Here is a 21,004-nt window from a genome sequence, read left to right as displayed (position 1 = left end):
GATGGAGAATTCATTATATGAACGTTGTAAAAAAGTAATGCCTCCTGTTGCTAGAAGAGCGACAACTCTTGGAGTAGTAAGAGGAGAAGGCAGTTATCTATATACGGAAGACAATAGAAAAATACTTGATTTTGCCAGTGGAGTAGCCGTATGTAATATTGGTCATAATCATCCAAACGTTGTAAAAGCAGTAAAAGAGCAAGTGGATCAATTAATTCACGGAGGTCATAATGTAGTCTATTATGAATCTTATGTAAAATTAGCGGAAAGAATTGTTGAATTAACGGGATCAGATACTATGGTGTATTTTAGTAATAGTGGTGCAGAAGCGAATGATGGTGCTATGAAACTAGCCAAGTTTGTAACCAAACGCCCAGCTATCATATCGTTTAAGGGTGCATTTCACGGAAGAACGATTGGAGCGGCTTCTATTACAGCATCAAGTTCTGTCTATCGCAAGAACTACGAAGGGCTTATGCCAAGTGTATACTTTTTAGAGTACCCTTATCTATATCGGACTCCGTATCAATCAGAGAATGGTAATTGTCCAGAACGTTATTTTACTCAATTTGATGAATTATTCCACGATATCATTGATCCATATTCGGTTGCAGCAATTATTATGGAACCGATTCAAGGAGAAGGTGGTTATATTGTACCACCGAAAGAATTTGTACAATATGTAAGAACAATCTGTGATAAGTACGGTATTATGCTGATCTTCGATGAAGTACAGACTGGTTTTGGAAGAACAGGAAAACTATTTGCAAGTGAGCATTTTGGGGTAAAGCCAGATATCTTTACTGTTGCTAAAGGAATTGCATCAGGATTTCCTCTTAGTGCTATCATTGCGAAGAAAGAGATTATGGAACAATGGACACCTGGATCTCATGGTGGTACTTTTGGAGGTAATCCAGTCGCATGCGCAGCTAGTCTTGCTACCATAGAAGTGCTCCTAAACGGAGCTATAGATAACGCTGCTAAGATGGGAGATTACTTACATAAGGAACTGCTAGAACTTCAACAGCAATATTCTTGTATTGGAGATGTTCGGGGAATTGGATTGATGCAAGCAATTGAAATTGTAAAGAATGGAAAAGAACCAGATGTAGCAGTGACTAATAGATTAAAAGATAGAGCTTTGGAAAAAGGACTATTATTATTAACATGCGGCGGATTTAAAAATGTCATTCGTTTTATTGCACCAACAACCGTTAGTTTAGAGGAAATAAAGGAAGCACTTTCAATACTTAAGGAATGCCTAGAAGAACTATAATATACAATATTAACAAATACGGTGGCAGAAAACGACATTATTAGTATAAAATACTACATGGAATCTATGAAAGATATTTACTATACTAGTAATTGTAACTAATTTAGGTTAAATATGGCTTTGCTAAATATATTTGTGAAGTAGGTATGAGTGATTACTTACTTCACAAAAAAATGGGGTAATTAGTTTAGTCACTAAATTATTAATATGATATGTTATATCATTGACATATAAAAAGACAAAAGGAGAGACACAATGAAAAAATCAAAAAAAGTACTTGCAGTACTGATGGCTTGTGCCGTTGTAATGACAACAGGTCTTATGAACAAAGTGCCAAAAGTAAATGCAGAAGCAACAAACACTACAAACACAAAGAAAGAAGCAACAGCATCTGAAAAATATGCTAAGGCTATGGAGCCAGGTTGGAACTTAGGTAATACTTTTGATGGATTTGATACGAATGGAGACAAAGGAGAAACTTCTTGGGGTAATCCAGTAGTAACAAAAGAACTAATCAAAACGATTAAAGCTCAAGGATTTAAGAGTATTCGTATTCCATTTACAGCTGTAATGAGAACTGGGGATGGACCAGATTATAAAATTGATTCAAAATTCTTAGCTCGTTATGCAGAAGTAGTCAATTGGGCATTAGATGAAGGTTTATATGTAATGGTTAACGTTCATCATGATTCATGGTCATGGGCAAATAAGATTGGCTCAGACGATGGAACTGCATTAAAAAAATATAAAGCAATATGGACACAATTAGCAGATTATTTTAAAGATTATTCAGATAAAGTATGCTTTGAATCTTTAAATGAGCCACAATTTACAGCAGAAGGTGAAGAAGCTCAACTAAAGATTCTTGATACTGTAAATAATGAATTCTATAAAATTGTTCGTAATTCCGGTGCTAATAATGAGAATCGTATGTTAATATTACCTACACTTAATACGAATGATTCAGATTCAAAATGCAGTTCATTATATAATACCATTCAAACATTAAATGATAAAAATATCATAGCTACTTTCCATTATTACGGTTTCTGGCCATTTAGTACAAATGTTGCTGGTACAACTACAATGACAGATCAAGTAGTATCAGAAATGAAAGGCTCGTTTGACCGTATGTACAATCATTTTGTAGCAAATGGCATCGGTGTAATCTGTGGAGAATATGGAGTATTAGCATTTGATAAATCACTTGGTGCAATCGAACATGGTGAGATGTTAAAATATATTGAAAATATCACTAGTTATGCTAATGAAAAAGGTATCACAATGATGTTATGGGATAATGGTCAACATATGGGACGTACTTCTTATAAATGGAGTGACGAATCCTTATATAATATAATTAAAGCTTCTTGGACCGGAAGAAGTCCTTATACAGAATCAGATCGTGTATTTATTACGACTGACGAAAAATTAAATGATGTTGAAACAAAGTTAACATTAAACGGAAATACATTAAAAGCTATCTACAATGGCAATAAGAAGTTAACACTAGGAAAAGATTATAAGGTAGATGGTAATTCACTTGTGATAAGTGGTGATTATATTAAAACAATTATTAATAAATCATATGGTGTGAATGCAACATTAACATTGAAATTCTCAGCTGGTGCTGATTGGACATTATATATTAACCATGTGAAAAAACCTGTATTAAAGAGTAATACAGGAACAACTGCTGGATATGACATTCCAGTTGAATTTAACGGTAATGTATTATCAACAGTAGAAGCCGCTTATGAAGATGGTACTGGTGCAGGTCCACAGAGCTGGACAACTTATAAAGAATATGATTATGCATTCTCTGTAGATTACAAAGCAAATAAAGTTACAATGAAAGATAAGTTCTTTGCTGAAACAAAAGATGGAGTTATTAAATTAAAATTACATTTCCAAAACGGAAGAGTAATGAATTATAACATTAAAAAAGATGGAACTACTGTTACTTGTATAAGTGTACCAACTGTAAAATCTAGTGCTATTACTGTGCAAAAAGGTAAAACAGCTAAGATTGCTATGAACTATGTTGCAAAAGATGCAAAAGTAACATACACAACAAATAAGAAATCAGTTGTAACTGTAGATTCTACAGGTACTGTAAAAGGTGTGAAAGCTGGTAAGGCTATAGTTACAATCACTGTTATTCAAGATGGAAATACTTATAGTAATCAAGTTGTAGTGAATGTGAAATAATATATAAAACATGAATTTATTTATTAAGCTGTAGTAAAGAACAAGAGGGTTCTTTACTACAGCTTTTTTTGATAATCTTTCTAGGAGTGTTAATGCATTTACAATACATTTTTTCTATTATTGTAAGTCTTGACAAGTAATTTATTCTAGTAGATAATTAAATTACTATTAGTAACATTTGATTCCATTTTACCTAGAAAATAATTTGTTGTTTGAGTTATAAATGTTACACAGAATTATATTAATAAATTACTGTCAATAGTAAAAAAAATTTACTGAATATAGAGCGAATTTTAAGAGGGTTTGAGAATTGCACACAAAGGGGGAAGTAATAAATGTTTCAAAGAACTTTTATTAATAGAATAAGTAAGGTAATAGTTGTTGTTTTATTGTTATTGCAGATCGCAATGTTATTAAGGTTTGAAGCAGTTCATGCAGTGACACTATTTGGTAGTGGAACACAATCAGACCCGTATCGGATATCAACGCCAGAAGAACTTGATGAGGTAAGGTATCATATGGACAGTTATTTTATACAAATGAATGATATTGATTTATCCATGTATTCAAATTGGCAACCAATTGGTCAGTTAGGTAATCAGTTTAGAGGCAATTATGATGGAGGTGGATTCAAGATTAAGAATTTAACTTGTAATTATCCGACCTCTGATGCAGTTGGGCTTTTTGGATACGTTGGTAATCCTGGACAAGGAGGACTAAAAAACATTGGTATTGAAGGTGCCAGTGTGATTGGACACGACTATGTTGGTATCCTAGTAGGGCAGTATTATGGTACTAATAATATTGAGAATTGTTATAGTATAGGATACGTAGAGGGAAATAATCAAGTTGGTAATCTAGTAGGTGTAAATACAACATTAGTAAATAATTGTTATAGTACTGGTACGGTTGTTGGAAATAGTAATGTTGGAGGGATGGTTGGCCAGAACTTCGGAGGAATTGTCCAAAATAGCTACAGTGTTGTAAGCGTAGTTGGTAACTTCTTAACAGGAGGAATCGTTGGTAATTCGAATGATTACAGTTATATTAAGAACTGCTATTATAATCAAGAAGTTGCGATGCAATCTGATATAGGGAAAGGAACTCCACTTAACACGATAAATATGAAAATGCAGTTATCTTTTGTTGGATTTAATTTTATTTCTGATTGGAAAATAGATGAGAATAATAGTTTTCCACAGTTGAGTTGGGAAAGTCCATTTCGTGATACAACAGAACCATATATATCTAGTATGTCTCCGAGTAATAATCAATTGGATGTGCCTATTGATTCTACTTTGAGTATTAGTTTTGATAAAAAAGTATATAAAGGGAAAGGAAATATAACCTTATATAAGGAAGATGATAGTATTGTAGAGACTATTGATGTAAGAAGTAATCAGGTGCAATTGACTGGTAACAACGTATCGATAACTCCAACTGTAAATCTTGAGTATCTAACAAAATATTACATAAAAATTGATAGTAAGTGCTTTCAAAACGGTGCGGGAATCAGCTTTCTAGGTATTAATGATAAGATGACTTGGATCTTTGAATCAGAGTCTTCTAATCATCCACCTACTATTGGAGACTATCATCTAACCACAGAATATGAAACTTCATTGAATGGAAAAGTAGAAGGAACGGATGCTGATCATGATCCTCTTAATTATAGTATGTCGATAGATTGTGTAGATGGCACCGTTTCAGTAAATACCGATGGTTTATGGTTATATACGCCGAAAAATGGATTCTCAGGTAGCGACCAATTTACTATTATAGTTGAGGATGATAAGGGGAAAAGCGCTATATCAGTTGTATATATTACCGTAAACCCTAAGCCAGTTATTCTACCAACCCCAACAGTAGCGCCAACTCCAACAGTAGCGCCAACTCCACAGTAGCGCCAACTCCAACAGTAGCACCAACTCCGACAGTAGCGGCAACTCCGACAGTAGCGGCAACTCCGACAGTAGCGGCAACTCCGACAGTAGCGGCAACTCCGACAGTAGCGGCAACTCCGACAGTAGCGGCAACTCCGACAGTAGCGCCAACCCCAACAGTAGCGCCAACTCCAATGATAGTGCCAACACCAACACCAACTCCAGTAAAGACCGAAGAGCCAGAAGTAAGCTCTACAATAGCCGAAACACCACCACCAGTCCCAAAGGTAAGCCCTTCATACTCTCCGATGGTTATGCCTAGTAAAACCCCAAATCAGGTATTAAAATATTCTCCAACCCCTATTTCTTCATCACAACCGACAAAAGACTCTGATCTAAAATCTAATTCAGAAAAAGTACAGAAAGCATCAGTGAATCCTTATAATAAAAATAGTATAGGTCAGAATACAGCTGATAAACAGAAGAAAGATAATGTAACCAGCAAGAGAGAAAAAAGAGATTACTCTAGAGAAAAATTTTTACCTATATTAATTTTAGTAATCTTTGTTCTAAGTATGGTGTTTTATCAAAGAATGAAGAGAAATACGGATATGAAGAATAAGAAAAAGTAATTTGCATTTTTTCATTATTTATGATATTAGATATTTATACAAGTATCATAGCAACTAAGGTACGTTTCACTTTAGTATTATAGTCAATATTACAAATAAAGAAAAAGAGAGGAATAAGAAAATTGATTTCCTTAAAAACGGCATTTCAGACAGCAGATGTACTAAAAAATATATCGCAGGCAAGTCAAACGGAGCTAGAATCGATAGCGTTATTAATTAAATTGAAAAGGGGTGAGCACCTATTCCATGATAAAGAGGATGTAAAAAGTATTTACATTCTAATATCGGGGAGAGCGTCCCTTTATAAATTAAATAGTTTTGGAGAGAAAAAAGTTGTATTTGTATATGGCCCAGGGAGCATGTTGAATGAAGTAATGCTTCAGAACCTTCCAGCTTCCATTAACTGTGAGTTATTAGAGGATTCCCTTATCTTGGCTGTGCCAAAAACGAAGTTCTTAAATTTAATGGAAAAGGATAACGTGCTGATGAAAGGTGTTATTGATTCCATGGCTTTAAAGATTCGAAGAATGTATCGGCAACTTAAAAATACGACGAATGATTTGACGGGTGAGAAACGTTTGGCAGCAAAACTGTATAAACTGGCAAAGGACTATGGTGTAAAGGAAGAGAATGGGATAAGAATTGATATGAATTTAACAATAACTTATCTTGCCGAGATGCTTGGTTCAAAAAGAGAAACAGTCTCTAGACAAGCCAAAAAATTAGCAGAATTACAACTTATTGTCATTAATAGAAATCAATTCATAATACCGGACCAACAAAAATTAAGTGATTTTTTTAAAACATCGTGAGATAACTCACGGTGTTTTTTTGTAATCTGTGATAAATTTAACAATATAGAACTAGGTAATTGCAAAACTACCTAAATACAGAAAGAGGTGTGGTATGGGATATATTCTAAATCAAGATAGGATGCAAGTTATCTTAAATGAATTACAAAAGGATTATATAATCTACGCTCCACAGAATAAAGTTGGAGAAGGAATGTATTCTGATACGGATGTTGTCCGCTATGAAAGAATTCAACAGATTATGGATGTTGAGTTTCATAAAAAATCAAACTATTCCTTTAAAGAAGTGCTACTTCCAATTTCTCAAACTTTATTTTATTATACAGAAAATGAAGTGAAGGAAGCAGAGGTAGAACGTAAGAAAGGTGCAATTATATTTCTAAGAAGTTGTGATTTACATGCAGTAAAACGTTTGGATGAAATGTATTTAAAGAATGGATTTGAAGATTATTACTACAAAAGATTGCGCGATAATGTGAAGTTTGTAGTAATGGGTTGTGAGAACTCTTTCGAAAACTGTTTTTGCGTAAGCATGGGAAGTAATATACCAGAAAACTACGATATTGCAATAGAAGAGAGAGACGGATTATATTACGTTGATTGCAAAGATGATGAAATTAATGCTTTGTTTGAGATGTCAGATGAACAGAAGGAAGCGGTTACAATACATTTTGTACAAACAAATGATATAACAGTATCAATTCCTGAGAATCTTTCAATTGATGTTATCAAATCAAAAATGTGGGATGAATATAGTAGCCGTTGTATTAATTGTGGACGTTGTAATTTTGTCTGTCCAACTTGTACTTGTTTTACAATGCAAGATGTTTTCTATACGGATAATGGGAAAGTAGGAGAAAGAAGAAGAGTACATGCGTCCTGTATGGTAGATGGTTATACAGAAGTAGCTGGTGGTGGATCTTACCGTAAAACCAATGGTGAAAGAATGAGATTTAAAGTGTTGCATAAAGTATATGATTACAAGAAGAGAAATGGATATCATATGTGTGTCGGTTGTGGCCGATGTGATGATGTGTGTCCAGAATATATTTCATTCTCAAACTGCGTAAATAAATTAGAAGGTGCAATGGAGGAGATTACAAATCATGAATAACGAATATATGCCATTTGTATCAGAAATATTAGATGTAAAAAAGCACACAGATATAGAATATACCTTTCGAATGTCTTACACGAATGAGACAGAAGTAAAACCAGGACAATTCTTTGAAGTATCGATTCCAAAGTATGGGGAAGCACCAATATCAGTAAGTGGAATTGGTAAGGGATACGTAGAATTGACGATCCGTCGTGTTGGAAAAGTAACAAATGAGATCTTTGAACATTACGTAGGTGACAAGCTCTTCTTAAGAGGACCTTATGGTAATGGTTTTGATGTAAATCTATATAAGGATAAAGAAGTTGTGATTATTGCAGGTGGTACTGGGGTATCTCCAGTAAGAGGTGTGATTGAATACTTTAGTAATCATAGAGAAGAAATAAAAAACCTAACGCTGATCGCTGGATTTAAATCTCCACAACATATCTTATTTGCAGAAGACTTTAAAAAATGGGAACAAAATATGGACGTTATTATGACGCTCGATACAAATGAAGGTGATTCCTCTTATAGAGAAGGTCTTGTAACGAATTATATTAAGGATGTTACGATAACAGATTATTCGAACGTAGCTGCAATCGTAGTAGGACCTCCTGTCATGATGCGTTTCTCTGTTAGCGGTTTATTAAACGAAGGCTTGAAAGAAGAAGATATCTGGATCTCACATGAGAGAAAGATGTGTTGTGGAATTGGTAAATGTGGTCATTGCAAAATTGATGATACTTACGTATGTCTAGATGGTCCAGTATTTAATTACACAAAGGGAAGTCAATTACTTGACTAGAAAGGAGGATCTAAATGGATATTAATACGAAAAAGTTAAAGAAAAATGCATTCCGTGTAACCAAAGAACGAGGATTAACTGCTTCAAGAGTTCGTGTTCCAGGTGGACATATGGATGCAAAATACTTATCAACGCTACAAGAGATTGCTGAAAAGTATGGAAATGGTACCGTACATATTACGGTTCGTCAAGGTTTTGAGATTCCAGGTATTAAATATGAGGATATGCCTCAAGTAAATCTCTTATTGCAACCAATTATTGAAGGGTTAGAAATCAATCAGCCAGATAAAAATGAAGGCTATTCTGCATCGGGAACAAGAAATATTGTTGCTTGTGTAGGAAATAGAGTCTGTCCATATGGTTGTTATGATACTTCTGGCTTTGCAGCAAGAATTGAAAAAGCAGTATTTCCACATGATTTACACTTTAAGATTGCATTAACTGGTTGTCCAAATGATTGCGCGAAAGTTCGTATGCATGACTTTGGTATTCTAGGAATGACGTTGCCACAATATAATAAAGACCGTTGTGTAAGCTGTATGGCATGCGTGAAAGCATGTAAGAAAAAATCGGTAGGCGCATTAACAATGGTAAATGGTAAGGTAGTACGTAATCATGAAAAATGTATTGGATGTGGAGAGTGCGCGATTCAATGTCCAACACGTGCATGGACAAGAAGTAATGAAAAGTATTATCGTTTAACATTACTTGGTAGAACAGGAAAGAAGAATCCTAGATTAGCAGAAGATTTTATTAAGTGGGTAGATGAAGAGAGCATTACTAAGATTATTGTAAATACTTATGCTTATGTGGAAGAATATATTGATAAAGATGCACCATTAAGAAAAGAACATATCGGTTACATCGTAGACCGTACAGGCTTTGAAGAATACAAAAAATGGGCGTTAAAAGATGTCACCCTATCAGAGGTTGCAGAGGTTAGTAAAACAATGTATTGGAAGGGAATATCTTATTTATAATATTTGATTAGAGTATTTATGTCTTATTTTAATCTACTTAGTGGATGATACAGTATAAGTGTGAAAGAAAAACGCTTTCACTCTCAACGTTTGTGATTTCACCTTTGCAAGCAAGTGAAATCACTTCACTAAATTATGAATTTGTACTAGATTTTCATTCAGTAATATATTTCCTAATAGTGCTGAAAGTAAAATAAGAACAGATGGGATAAATCATTAATTTACAATAGTAAATTAATAAATATAGGTGGGATGGAGTTTGTTGATATTTATCATCTAGTGTTCAATTCATAACTACCTAAATACAAAATGAGAGAGGTATATCATATGTTTCGTGAAGAAATGGATATGGCAGTAAAGGCAGCAGAAGGCAAAAATAATTTATTAAAGAATAATCCGGTTGGTTATTTTCTTGCTTCAATGCTCGCTGGTATGTATGTAGGATTTGGAATCTTATTAATTTTTACAATTGGCGGTATGTTAAATGGACAACCATATGTGAAAGTAGTAATGGGAGCTTCCTTTGGAATCGCGTTAAGCTTGGTTGTCATTGCTGGAGCTGAGCTATTTACAGGTAATAATATGGTAATGACACTAGGAGTATTAGATAAAAAAGTATCTCTTGGTCAAACGATAAAGTTATGGGTGGTATGCTTTATCGGTAATCTAGTAGGGTCTATTCTACTTGCAGTGTTATTCTGGAAAGCTGGCTTAGCAGCAGGACCAGTGAAGGATTTTATTGAGACAGCAACAGCAGCTAAAATGGGCTTAGGCGCAGGGGAGCTGTTCATACGTGGTATCTTATGTAATATTTTAGTATGTTTAGCTATCTGGTCTGGTTTTAGAAGTAAATCAGAAAGTGGTAAGTTAATCATGATTTTCTGGTGCTTATTTGCATTTATCACAACAGGATTCGAACATAGTGTAGCAAATATGACTTTGTTAACAATTGGATTATTAACTTCAAGTGATGCAGCAATTAGCTTAAGTGGATATGCTCACAACCTAATCTATGTAACATTAGGAAATATGGTTGGAGGAATCTTATTTGTAGCGGTTCCATACTTTGTTATTTCAAAGAATAAATTGAAATAAATTTTTAGTTTTCTTCTTTTTATATAAAAGGTAAGTAGGATATCTATAATTCCTCTTGCCTTTTATTTTATGTTATGATTCGCCTGACAAATGACCTGTATTGGGGGATAGTCTAGGCAATTTGTACAAAACAGAAAAACTCATACTTCATTGAATATGTATAAGTTTTTCTGTTTTGTACAAATTGCCAGACTAGATTTTGAACAGGTCATTTGCCAGACGAATCATGTTAACAAATTGCATATTATAAAATACAAGATAGCCGGTTGACAAAATAATTAATTCTAGTATAATGTTAGTTGCCTAACAATTGGATTCCACATTATTATCACAGTATAACATGTATTTGAGTATATCATAGCAAGGAGGCTATCCTATGAAGAAAAAGAGAACCATAGGTTTTGAAATCAAGACAGTATCGAATTTAATCAAGAGAAAGATAGATGAAATTGTCGCAGTTAACTCAGATCATGAGATTACTGGGATGCAAGGATGGATTATCGCATTTTTGTATGATAATACGGAGCATCAAGATATTTTTCAACGTGATCTAGAAAAGAAATTTCAGATTCGTCGTTCAACAGCTACAGGTATTTTGCAATTATTAGAGAAAAAGCAATATATTGTGAGGGTTCCAGTAGATCATGATGCAAGACTAAAAAAATTAGTCTTAACACAAAAAGCAAGAGAATTGCATGAACGAATCGATTCTCAGATTGAAGAATTTGATAATAGGTTAGAAAGTGAGTTAACAAAAGAGGAAGTAGAGATCTTATTTGGTATATTAGGTAAGATTAGAAAAACAGTAGAATGAATTCCATGAAATAGTGGAGGTATACGTATTATTTGGTAAATACATTATAGTATTATGCTATCTATAATGTTAGGTAACTTACAGTTAGGAAGCTTATTATTAGTGTGCTTACAAAATCGTTTGAGCATAATATATGTTTATGGATGATAGTACTTATTAATAATAGTATTCTTTCTATATAATTAACAAAGGATAAGGAGGATCTTTATATGAGGGGGAAATGTGAATGGGAAGATTCAAAAAAGGAAACAGCAAAAAAATAAAGCGGTAAAAAGTAAAGAAAAAAACTACAGTAAAATGTAAGGAGGCAACTATGTTAAAAACACTTTTAGCTGAAATAAAAGAATATAAAAAAGATTCCATATTAACACCCATCTTTATGGTATTAGAAGTAATCATGGAGGTTATTATACCAGTAATGATGGCGTCTATTATTGATGACGGTGTTGAAAAAGGAAGCATATCACATGTTGTTTTAATGGGTGTGTGTATGCTAGCAGTGGCAATGCTTTCTTTAACTTTTGGTGCAACTGCAGGTAAGTATGCAGCATCAGCGAGTACTGGATTTGCCAAGAATCTAAGAAAAGCAATGTTTCGAAATATCCAAAACTATTCCTTTTCCAATCTTGATAAATACTCAACAGCAGGGTTGGTTACAAGATTAACAACCGATATCACGAATGTACAGAATGCTTATCAGATGATACTTCGTTTGTGTGCTAGAGCACCATTTATGCTTATCTGTGCAATGGTGATGTCATTTAGTATCAGTGCAAAGTTATCTCTTGTTTATCTTGGAGCAATTGTATTCTTGTCCGTAGCATTATTTTTTATTATTAAAAATGCGCATCCAATCTTTCTTCACGTGTTTCAAAAATATGATGATTTGAATGCAAGTGTACAGGAAAATGTAAATGCAGTTCGTGTAGTGAAAGCATATGTTAGAGAAGACTATGAAGTAAGTAAGTTTCACAAAGCAAGTGAAAATGTTTATAATTTATTCGTAAAAGCAGAGAAAATCCTTACTTTAAATATGCCATCTATGATTTTTGCTATGAATACTTGTATTCTATTAATCTCATGGCTTGGAGCGAAGATGGTTGTTGGTGGAGAATTAAAAACTGGTCAGTTAATGAGTTTATTTACTTACATAATAAATATATTAATCAGTCTTATGATGATTTCAATGGCATTTGTTATGATTACAATGTCCAAGGCATCTGCAGAACGTATTGCAGAGGTTATTAATGAAAAATCAGATTTAACAAACGGAGATGCTCCAATTAAGACGATCCGTGATGGCTCTATTGAATTTAAGAAAGTAAACTTCTCATATAAAAAAGAAAATACAAATTATGTATTAAGAGATATTGATTTCTCTATAAAGTCAGGGGAGACAATCGGAATATTAGGGGGTACTGGTAGTGCGAAGTCCTCTCTAGTACAATTGATTCCTAGATTATATGATACGTCAACTGGTGAAGTAATCGTAGGTGGACAAAATGTAAAACAATATGATATCGAATCTCTACGTGATGAAGTTGCCATGGTACTTCAAAAGAACGTGTTATTCTCTGGAACAATTAAAGATAATCTAAGATGGGGAAATAAAGAGGCAACGGACGAGGAAATGAAGCGTGCATGTGAATTAGCGCAAGCGGATGAATTTATTCAGAAGTTTCCAGATCAATATGATACCTATATTGAACAAGGCGGAAATAATGTCTCAGGTGGGCAAAAGCAAAGACTTTGTATCGCCAGAGCCTTATTAAAGAAACCAAAGATTCTTATTCTTGATGATTCTACAAGTGCAGTAGATACTAAAACAGATTCACTAATCCGTAAAGCCTTCAAAGAAGAGATTCCAGATACAACGAAGATTATTATTGCACAAAGAATATCCTCTATTCAAGATGCTGATCGCATTATTGTGTTGAATGAAGGACGTATGGAATCCATAGGAACACATGAAGAATTATTAGAACGAAGTTACATTTACAAAGATGTATTCGAATCACAAACGAAAGGAGCTGATAAGAATGGCGAAGAATAATGTGAGTCAGGCTAGAGGAATGAAGGGTAGAATTCAACCAGGAATGAAGCCGAAAGTGAAGAATCCAGGTGCTATTTTCAAAAGATTATCAGCATATATCCTTAAAAATTATAAATTAGCTTGCTTTTTTGTATTAATATTTATTATCATTAGTTCCTTGACCAATGTAATTGGTACGATGTTTATGAAGAATTTAATTGATGAATACATCGTTCCATTTATGAAACAAGAACATCCAAGCTTTACACCATTAGCTAAAGCATTAACCTCAATGGCAGTAGTTTATGGTATTGGAGTGCTATCAACTTGGGGCTACAGTAGAATTATGGTTGAAGTATCACAAGGAACCTTAAGAAGAATACGTAATGATATCTTTGAACATATGGAAACACTTCCAATCAAGTATTTTGATACACATGCGCATGGTGATATCATGAGTGTCTATACCAATGATACAGATACATTAAGACAGATGATTAGTCAAAGTATTCCACAGCTTGTATCTAGTGTTATCACGATTGTCAGCGTACTAGTGTCGATGATCATTTTAAATATACCATTAACCTTTGTTACATTATTTATGGTTGGTATTATGCTATTTGTTACAAAGAAGATTGCAGCTAAGAGTGGTACTTATTTTATGAACCAACAGAAAAATCTAGGTGCAGTGAATGGTTATATTGAGGAAATGATGGAAGGGCAGAAGGTAGTTAAAGTATTTTGTCATGAAGATGATAGTATTCAACAATTTGAAAATTTAAATGAAGAGCTTTTTAATAGTGCAAACAATGCTAATAAGTATGCCAACATACTAATGCCTGTTATGGGTAACTTAGGTAATATCAGTTATGTTATTACTGCTATTATTGGTTCTTTATTATCCATTTATGGTGTGGGTGCATTTACTCTTGGTGGATTGGCATCTTTCCTACAATTCAATCGTTCTTTTAACCAACCAATATCTCAAGTATCACAGCAGTTAAATTCAGTAATTATGGCACTTGCAGGGGCTGACCGTATCTTCACTTTATTAGATGAAAAACCAGAAGTAGATGATGGATATGTTGAGTTAGTGAATGCAAAATATGATGAAAAAGGTGAACTAGTAGAGTCAAAAGAAAGAACACATATCTGGGCTTGGAAGCATCATCATAAATCTGATAACACAGTAACTTATCAAAAACTAGAAGGCGATGTAGTATTTGATCATGTTGACTTTGGATATAATGATGAAAAGATAATCCTACATGATATTGAAATGTTTGCAAAACCTGGTGAAAAGATTGCATTTGTTGGAGCAACAGGTGCAGGTAAAACGACAATTACCAATCTAATTAATCGTTTTTATGATATCCAAGATGGTAAGATTCGTTATGATGGAATTAACATTAATAAGATTAAGAAAGCAGACTTGAGACGTTCCTTAGGAATTGTGCTTCAAGATACACATCTATTTACTGGTACAGTTATGGAGAATATCCGATACGGTAAATTAGATGCAACTGATGAAGAGGTAATAGCAGCAGCAAAATTAGCGAATGCGGATTATTTTATTGATCATTTACCAGAAGGCTATAACACTGTATTAACTGGAGATGGCGGTAATCTATCCCAAGGACAAAGACAGTTACTTGCAATCGCAAGAGCAGCAGTAGCAGATCCACCAGTTCTTATCTTAGATGAGGCAACTTCAAGTATCGATACTAGAACAGAGAAGATTGTTCAAGAAGGTATGGATCATCTAATGGAAGGAAGAACGGTATTTGTTATTGCACATAGACTTTCCACGATTAAGAACTCTGATGTTATTATGGTATTAGATCAAGGTCGAATTATTGAAAGAGGAGACCACGATGTGTTAATTGAGAAGAAGGGAATCTATTATCAATTGTATACAGGGGCTCTTGAGCAGGATTAAGGGAAGAAATAAGGTTAATTGAATAGGATAGATAGAGAAAGGCAGAGCGAGGCTCTGCCTTTCTCTATTATTAAAGTTTAGATGATAAAATTGTTTTTGTATTAAAACTGTTAGAATATTCATATCTTAAGATGATTGAGGGTATAGCAGTGAATTATTATGAGAGAATTCAAAAGTCAATTGATTTTATGGAAGATAATCTGGAGAATGATATTAAGGTAGAAGCAATTGCAAAGGAAGCGTTTATTTCGGCATCAAGTTTTTATCGCATATTTTTCTCAATTACGGGATATCAGGCAAAGGAATATCTAATTAATCGAAGAATAAGCAGAGCCTCCAAAGATTTGAAAGAAGAGCAGTCGAAAGTGATGGAATAGTTAGGACGAAGACCATTTCTATGGAGATGCGCAGTGGCTTGAAGAACACTTGGGGTTTGAAGATAATTTTGAACACCTTGGTGGAGTTGATCTTTATATGCCAATTAAAGAAAAATCGAAGTCAGAGGAATCTGAAATGGAGGAAGAATACATAGAGCCGTTTACAGTAGCAACCTATACAGCAACTAGTCGTGGTGCAGAAAAGAATGCAAGGAAATATCTGTTTGGCTGGTCAATGGACCATCATGGTATAATTTTATACAGAGCATTAAGCAAAGCGAAAACTACTCTTTTGGAGTACAACCTTTTATGGAAGAATACGTGATTAAACAGCCAATAATTGGTAGAGAGATAGATGTTATTCAACACATGCCTGTCATTAAAAGGAGTTTTATCGGATATAGAACAATCAATGTGATAACGTCACTGAAATAAAATTTAAAAATAGTATAATTAACTCTTGTAAGTAAGAGACATTTGAAATCAAGTCTCAGAAGACAATGAAAAATTGGAGGAATAAAGAGATGTTAATGAAACTATGGAAAAAGTATTCGTTTACCGTGCTTTTCACATTTATACTAATAGGACTATTTGATGTACGAATTGGACTTCTGGCAATATTGTGTATGATTGCACCAGTTATAGTATCAATATTTAAGGGGAGATTCTGGTGTGGTAACCTGTGTCCAAGAGGTAGCTTTTATGATAATGTAGTCTCTAAGTTCAGTCAACATAAGAATGTACCTAAATTGTTAAAATCATACCCTTTTCGATTGGTTGTATTAACACTTATGATGACAATGTTTACCTTAGGAATGAAAAAGAACTGGGGAGATTTCTATGGCATGGGAATGGTGTTCTATCGAATGATTGTCATTACAACAATCATTGGCGTTGTATTGTCACTATTCTATAACCAAAGAACTTGGTGTCATTTCTGTCCTATGGGAACTTTAGCTTCCTTGATATCAAAAGTTAGAAAGAATAAGAATGTATTGCAAGTATCTTCTGGATGCGTATCTTGCAAAATCTGTGAGAAGAAATGTTCGTTAGGAATTGTTCCATATGAATATAAAGGGGATGTTCTAAGTCATCCTGATTGTATTCAATGTGGAAAATGTGTGGTGGCATGTCCAAAGAAAGCAATTGGATATGACGTAAACCAAAAGTAGCTTAATAAAGACTGTTATGGTAAATAATATTAAACTTTAATAAAGATAATTACTATACGGTAGTAATTCAGATTATTAAGTGAAATATAGACTTTATAACTGCAAATTATAGTTATCTAAGAAAAAAAGTGATCCGCATGTGTCATATTGTATGCGAATCACTTTTTCTTATTTTAACGTTTTTAATTCTATGAGTTGCAGGACAAATGACCTGTTTCAAAATCTAGCCTGGCAATTTGCACAAAACAGAAAAAGCGAATGCGCCTTTGAATATGTATTAGAAGATCTTGTTCTCGGATCAATTCGTGTTATATGCTAGGACAGATCTGTCTGAGCGAAGCGAGTTATCTGTCTTAGCATATGTTTACACAAAATGATCCGAGAACTAGATCTTCTTATACATATTCAATGAAGCATGAGTTTTTCTGTTTTGTGCAAATTGCCTAGACTGCCTCCAAAACAGGTCATTTGTCAGGAAACATCATTCTATATAATCCCTATCAATCTTTGAACAATGAGAGAAACAATCGATACCATAAACCAACAGGACAGGCCTAATACAATTGGTCTAAAACCATTGGATATTAATTTCTTTAGATTCGTATTAAGTCCAATAGCAGCCATAGCTATGATAATTCCGAACTTACCAATAGAGTTCAGATTAGTACTAACTGCACTTGGTAGAATGCCAGAAGTATTGATAATAGCGGTCAATAGAAAACCAATGACAAACCAAGGAAATATCTTCTTGAAACTATAATTTGCTTTAGAACTTGAACTTGTTCCTTTCTTCATTCGATAAAGAGCAAGAAATAATGTAATAGGTATAATCATTAACGTTCTAGTCAATTTAACAATTGTAGCGTAATTCCCAGCGGCATCACTAAAGGTATAACCAGCAGCAACTACGGAGGAAGTATCATTAATTGCAGTGCCTGCCCACATTCCGAAACCCGTATTGCTTAATCCAAGAGTTCTTCCGAGAGAAGGAAATAGAAAAACAGCTAAGATGTTAAAAAGGAAGATGGTAGATATAGAATATGCAATATCTTGATCACTAGCCTCAATTACAGGTGCAGTAGCGGCGATTGCAGAGCCACCACAGATGGAAGTACCCACCCCTATTAATATTTGAGTGTTACTTTCTACCTTTAGTAATTGACCAACAAAATATGCGGTGACAAGCGAAGTAAATATAGTACAGATCATAACTAGTAAGGATTGCTTGCCAATCGTTACTATGGCATGAAGGTTCATGCCGAATCCAAGAAAGATGATGGATAATTGAAGTAACTTTTTGGAGGTAAACTGGATGCCTGATTTTAATTGCTTTGATGATAGTAGCGGTGCAATAAGCATTCCTATTAGAATGGCAAAAACAGAACCGCCGATTAATTTGAAATGTTCTCCTAAGAAATATGCTGGTATTGCAATACATAAGCTAAGTAAAATTCCTAGATAAAAGGTAATATTTTTAGATTTTTGATTCATAGTAAAGCTCCTTGGTGTTTTTTGTGTTGTACAACTAGTTGTTATTTCTACTTGATTTTAGCATGGAGTAACTATAAAATCAAATTATGGATATTTATATAACTATAAGAAAAATTTATAGAAAATAATAAGAAGAAACAGGCTTGTAGGTTACAGATTAGATACTGGGTTAGTGATTCGTTAGTTTCTTAAAAATATTAAATAGATTAGTGTGAAAAAACCAAATCAATACCAATAATAAGGAGACAAAGATATGCTAGATTATAGAATCAATACGTTTCTTGACTTGTGTGATACTAGAAGTTATACAAGAACTTCAAAGAACTTAAATATAACACAACCAGCGGTAACACAACACATTCAATATCTCGAGAGGCAATATAACGTGGAGCTTGTATACTATAAGAATAAAAGTCTTTCTCTAACAGCAGAAGGCGAGAAATTATATCAGCTAGCATTGGCCATGAAAGCGAATAATAAAAAAATAGAAGAGGCAATGACTGGATTGCATAATCATAACATCAAAATCGAATTTGGCAGTACGCTTACGATTGGAGAATATGTCCTTCCTAAAAAAATAACAGAATATTTAATCCAGTATCCTAGAACGAATATATCAATGCTAGTAGATAATACAACTTCTTTACTTAAGAAATTAGAAGACGGCGAGATCCATTTTGCGATTGTAGAAGGTTATTTTGATAAAGAAAAATACGGACATAGATTGTTACAAAAATCCGAATTCATTGGCGTCTGTGCGAAAAACCATTCCTTTGAAACACGAGAATTAACATTTGAGGATATAATTAAAGAACGATTGATCATCAGAGAGCAAGGTTCTGGAACAAGGGATATTCTTGAGACAATCTTACATGAAAATAACTGGGAGATTAATAGTTTTACTTCTTATGTTGAACTGGGTAACTTTAATGCAATTAAGGAATTAGTAAAAAATCATATGGGAATAACTTTTGTGTATAAGGAAGTAGTGGAAAAAGATTTATTAGATAACACACTCAGTCCTCTTCGGATTCGTGATTTTGATGTCGTAAGAGAATTTAACATAGTTTACCTAAAAGATGATATATTCCGTATTCAATATGAAGAGTTTTGGAATTTCCTATCAGAGACATAGGAAAAGAGATAGATGAAATAAAACATTCTAGATGTATTATAAACTCTTTGGCTACAATAAAAAATTACTTGTTATAATTAAATGTCTATAATTATAATTACAATGATAAATGTCCTGTTGTAATAATAATCACTACTCAAAAAGGCTTGCTTAAATATAAGAAGATTGTTAAAATTTAGAGTGAAATAGACAAGAATCGGGATGTGACGAATTATGAATAAAATCAGGAAAAGAAAAGTGAATCTTGAAGAGTTATATGACTATTACAATGTTTCAGAATATACAAAATTAGCGGATAGAATAAAAGAAGATCTTGAACAAAATAGAATAGCTCCAGTTATAGCTAGTAAGCAAAATGGAAAAAGACCAGCTCTATATTTTAAATACTATATTTTAGAAGAAGTTCAGGAAAATATAGAAGAAAATACAGAACTGATTGAGGAACTAAAATTTCAGATCGACCCGAGCCTTCGTATTGATTATTATATGAAGAATCTTGATAAATATATAGAGGACAGGAAAGCTGTTCTGTTACTCAATGAATTCCTAATGCGTGGTAAGCAATTATTATCAACTCCAATTTCGTTAAATGAACGAAGCTACCAGATCTGGAAGAGGGAAAAATATCTGGATAAAGGAGGGGCAGGCGGCAGAATTCTAAAGAATCTAGGGCTTACTCTATTAGATTTGAATATCTATCTTACAACCGAACCTTTAGCCTATTATTCACATAATCGATTAGTGCCTCAAAATGTATTAATCGTAGAGAATAAAGACACTTTCTATAGCATGAGAAAGCATTTGCTGGAAGGACATGATGAGATCTGTGGGACATCAATTGGTACCCTAATCTATGGTGGTGGCAAGAAGATACAGAAATCCTTTCAGGATTTTTCTTTTTGTGTGGAACCATATATTAATGATTCCAGAAACCGAGTACTTTATTTTGGTGACATAGATTATGAGGGAATTAATATTTTTGAATCCTTTTACCATGCTTTTACTGGAGAAGTAGAGATAGAACCCTTCGTGAATGCTTATGTCAAAATGCTAGAAAAGGAAGAAAAAGATGTTGAGGTGGACAATCTTCCAGATACCAAAGAAGGTCAAAAGCCGAATGGAGCTATATGGGAAGAACATTTTCTTCAAGTATTTCCTCAAGAACTTCGAGTGAAGATAAAAGATATCTTAGAGGAAAGAGTATATATTCCACAAGAATGTTTAAATATTACTGATTATTAATAAAGTTGA

The 21,004-nt window shown here is 33.6% G+C and carries 18 protein-coding genes; 17 read left to right on the top strand and 1 reads right to left on the bottom strand.

The genetic code is table 11. The annotated features are described in order from the left end of the window. The first annotated feature begins 1 nt into the window (after position 1). From bsdtb5_RS13415 to bsdtb5_RS13345, 15 genes are all read left to right on the top strand, one after another. Complete coding sequence (locus bsdtb5_RS13415; protein WP_271712490.1) at positions 2-1,276, top strand: aspartate aminotransferase family protein; 1,275 nt, start codon at positions 2-4, stop codon at positions 1,274-1,276. 255 nt (positions 1,277-1,531) lie between these two features. After that, on the top strand, positions 1,532-3,487 hold the full coding sequence (locus tag bsdtb5_RS13410; RefSeq protein ID WP_271712489.1) for a cellulase family glycosylhydrolase: 1,956 nt from the start codon (positions 1,532-1,534) through the stop codon (positions 3,485-3,487). A gap of 335 nt (positions 3,488-3,822) precedes the next feature. Further along, entirely contained in the window at positions 3,823-5,391 is a 1,569-nt protein-coding gene (locus bsdtb5_RS13405; protein WP_271712488.1) for an Ig-like domain-containing protein, read from the top strand. A gap of 173 nt (positions 5,392-5,564) precedes the next feature. Next, on the top strand, positions 5,565-6,002 hold the full coding sequence (locus bsdtb5_RS13400; RefSeq protein WP_271712487.1) for a hypothetical protein: 438 nt from the start codon (positions 5,565-5,567) through the stop codon (positions 6,000-6,002). Between the two features lie 122 nt (positions 6,003-6,124). Continuing rightward, on the top strand, positions 6,125-6,814 hold the full coding sequence (locus bsdtb5_RS13395) for a Crp/Fnr family transcriptional regulator (RefSeq protein ID WP_330611632.1): 690 nt from the start codon (positions 6,125-6,127) through the stop codon (positions 6,812-6,814). Positions 6,815-6,908: 94 nt separating this feature from the next. Continuing rightward, positions 6,909-7,928: an anaerobic sulfite reductase subunit AsrA gene (gene asrA, locus bsdtb5_RS13390; protein WP_271712486.1), complete on the top strand. Its 1,020-nt coding sequence runs from the start codon at positions 6,909-6,911 to the stop codon at positions 7,926-7,928. Then, the gene (asrB, locus tag bsdtb5_RS13385) at positions 7,918-8,718 is read left to right on the top strand and encodes an anaerobic sulfite reductase subunit AsrB (RefSeq protein WP_334297410.1); all 801 of its coding nucleotides are present in this window, start codon (positions 7,918-7,920) and stop codon (positions 8,716-8,718) included. Before asrA ends, asrB begins: the two co-directional genes overlap by 11 nt. A 14-nt stretch (positions 8,719-8,732) precedes the next feature. Next, a complete protein-coding gene (gene asrC / locus bsdtb5_RS13380) occupies positions 8,733-9,698 on the top strand; it encodes a sulfite reductase subunit C (RefSeq protein WP_271712484.1) in 966 nt (321 codons plus the stop codon). Positions 9,699-10,025: 327 nt separating this feature from the next. Further along, positions 10,026-10,793: a formate/nitrite transporter family protein gene (locus tag bsdtb5_RS13375; protein ID WP_271712483.1), complete on the top strand. Its 768-nt coding sequence runs from the start codon at positions 10,026-10,028 to the stop codon at positions 10,791-10,793. 376 nt (positions 10,794-11,169) lie between these two features. Beyond that, positions 11,170-11,607, top strand: coding sequence for a MarR family winged helix-turn-helix transcriptional regulator (locus bsdtb5_RS13370; protein ID WP_271712482.1), 438 nt, complete (start codon positions 11,170-11,172; stop codon positions 11,605-11,607). A 313-nt stretch (positions 11,608-11,920) separates the two neighbouring features. Then, positions 11,921-13,660 carry an ABC transporter ATP-binding protein gene (locus bsdtb5_RS13365; protein WP_271712481.1) on the top strand — a complete coding sequence of 580 codons (1,740 nt, stop codon included), beginning with the start codon at positions 11,921-11,923 and terminating at the stop codon, positions 13,658-13,660. Continuing rightward, positions 13,647-15,578: an ABC transporter ATP-binding protein gene (locus tag bsdtb5_RS13360; RefSeq protein WP_271712480.1), complete on the top strand. Its 1,932-nt coding sequence runs from the start codon at positions 13,647-13,649 to the stop codon at positions 15,576-15,578. Before bsdtb5_RS13365 ends, bsdtb5_RS13360 begins: the two co-directional genes overlap by 14 nt. A 149-nt stretch (positions 15,579-15,727) precedes the next feature. After that, on the top strand, positions 15,728-15,955 hold the full coding sequence (locus bsdtb5_RS13355) for a helix-turn-helix transcriptional regulator (protein ID WP_271712479.1): 228 nt from the start codon (positions 15,728-15,730) through the stop codon (positions 15,953-15,955). A gap of 49 nt (positions 15,956-16,004) precedes the next feature. Then, on the top strand, positions 16,005-16,280 hold the full coding sequence (locus tag bsdtb5_RS13350) for a hypothetical protein (protein ID WP_271712478.1): 276 nt from the start codon (positions 16,005-16,007) through the stop codon (positions 16,278-16,280). A 199-nt stretch (positions 16,281-16,479) separates the two neighbouring features. Then, positions 16,480-17,127: a 4Fe-4S binding protein gene (locus bsdtb5_RS13345; RefSeq protein WP_271712477.1), complete on the top strand. Its 648-nt coding sequence runs from the start codon at positions 16,480-16,482 to the stop codon at positions 17,125-17,127. A gap of 486 nt (positions 17,128-17,613) precedes the next feature. Here bsdtb5_RS13345 and bsdtb5_RS13340 read toward each other — a convergent pair whose 3' ends face one another. Further along, positions 17,614-18,618 carry a YeiH family protein gene (locus bsdtb5_RS13340; protein ID WP_271712476.1) on the bottom strand — a complete coding sequence of 335 codons (1,005 nt, stop codon included), beginning with the start codon at positions 18,616-18,618 and terminating at the stop codon, positions 17,614-17,616. 253 nt (positions 18,619-18,871) lie between these two features. Between bsdtb5_RS13340 and bsdtb5_RS13335 the strand changes: the two genes are divergently transcribed. Together bsdtb5_RS13335 and bsdtb5_RS13330 are read left to right on the top strand one after the other, a co-directional pair. After that, entirely contained in the window at positions 18,872-19,753 is an 882-nt protein-coding gene (locus tag bsdtb5_RS13335) for a LysR family transcriptional regulator (RefSeq protein ID WP_271712475.1), read from the top strand. A 213-nt stretch (positions 19,754-19,966) separates the two neighbouring features. Next, on the top strand, positions 19,967-20,995 hold the full coding sequence (locus tag bsdtb5_RS13330) for a Wadjet anti-phage system protein JetD domain-containing protein (protein ID WP_271712474.1): 1,029 nt from the start codon (positions 19,967-19,969) through the stop codon (positions 20,993-20,995). The last annotated feature ends 9 nt before the right edge of the window (positions 20,996-21,004 follow it).

This window comes from Anaeromicropila herbilytica, from assembly GCF_016591975.1.
Classification (GTDB): domain Bacteria; phylum Bacillota; class Clostridia; order Lachnospirales; family Lachnospiraceae; genus Anaeromicropila; species Anaeromicropila herbilytica.
The sequence above is the reverse complement of the archived record's forward strand: the minus strand, read 5'-3'. Positions and strand labels throughout refer to the sequence as shown.

What these genes read in the sequence shown, in the direction of transcription:
- bsdtb5_RS13415 (WP_271712490.1), top strand. Translation starts at nt 2, where the DNA reads ATGGAGAATTCATTATATGAACGTTGTAAAAAAGTAATGCCTCCTGTT.
- bsdtb5_RS13410 (WP_271712489.1), top strand. Translation starts at nt 1,532, where the DNA reads ATGAAAAAATCAAAAAAAGTACTTGCAGTACTGATGGCTTGTGCCGTT.
- bsdtb5_RS13405 (WP_271712488.1), top strand. Translation starts at nt 3,823, where the DNA reads ATGTTTCAAAGAACTTTTATTAATAGAATAAGTAAGGTAATAGTTGTT.
- bsdtb5_RS13400 (WP_271712487.1), top strand. Translation starts at nt 5,565, where the DNA reads ATGATAGTGCCAACACCAACACCAACTCCAGTAAAGACCGAAGAGCCA.
- asrA (WP_271712486.1), top strand. Translation starts at nt 6,909, where the DNA reads ATGGGATATATTCTAAATCAAGATAGGATGCAAGTTATCTTAAATGAA.
- asrC (WP_271712484.1), top strand. Translation starts at nt 8,733, where the DNA reads ATGGATATTAATACGAAAAAGTTAAAGAAAAATGCATTCCGTGTAACC.
- bsdtb5_RS13375 (WP_271712483.1), top strand. Translation starts at nt 10,026, where the DNA reads ATGTTTCGTGAAGAAATGGATATGGCAGTAAAGGCAGCAGAAGGCAAA.
- bsdtb5_RS13370 (WP_271712482.1), top strand. Translation starts at nt 11,170, where the DNA reads ATGAAGAAAAAGAGAACCATAGGTTTTGAAATCAAGACAGTATCGAAT.
- bsdtb5_RS13365 (WP_271712481.1), top strand. Translation starts at nt 11,921, where the DNA reads ATGTTAAAAACACTTTTAGCTGAAATAAAAGAATATAAAAAAGATTCC.
- bsdtb5_RS13360 (WP_271712480.1), top strand. Translation starts at nt 13,647, where the DNA reads ATGGCGAAGAATAATGTGAGTCAGGCTAGAGGAATGAAGGGTAGAATT.
- bsdtb5_RS13345 (WP_271712477.1), top strand. Translation starts at nt 16,480, where the DNA reads ATGTTAATGAAACTATGGAAAAAGTATTCGTTTACCGTGCTTTTCACA.
- bsdtb5_RS13340 (WP_271712476.1), bottom strand. Translation starts at nt 18,618, where the DNA reads ATGAATCAAAAATCTAAAAATATTACCTTTTATCTAGGAATTTTACTT.
- bsdtb5_RS13335 (WP_271712475.1), top strand. Translation starts at nt 18,872, where the DNA reads ATGCTAGATTATAGAATCAATACGTTTCTTGACTTGTGTGATACTAGA.
- bsdtb5_RS13330 (WP_271712474.1), top strand. Translation starts at nt 19,967, where the DNA reads ATGAATAAAATCAGGAAAAGAAAAGTGAATCTTGAAGAGTTATATGAC.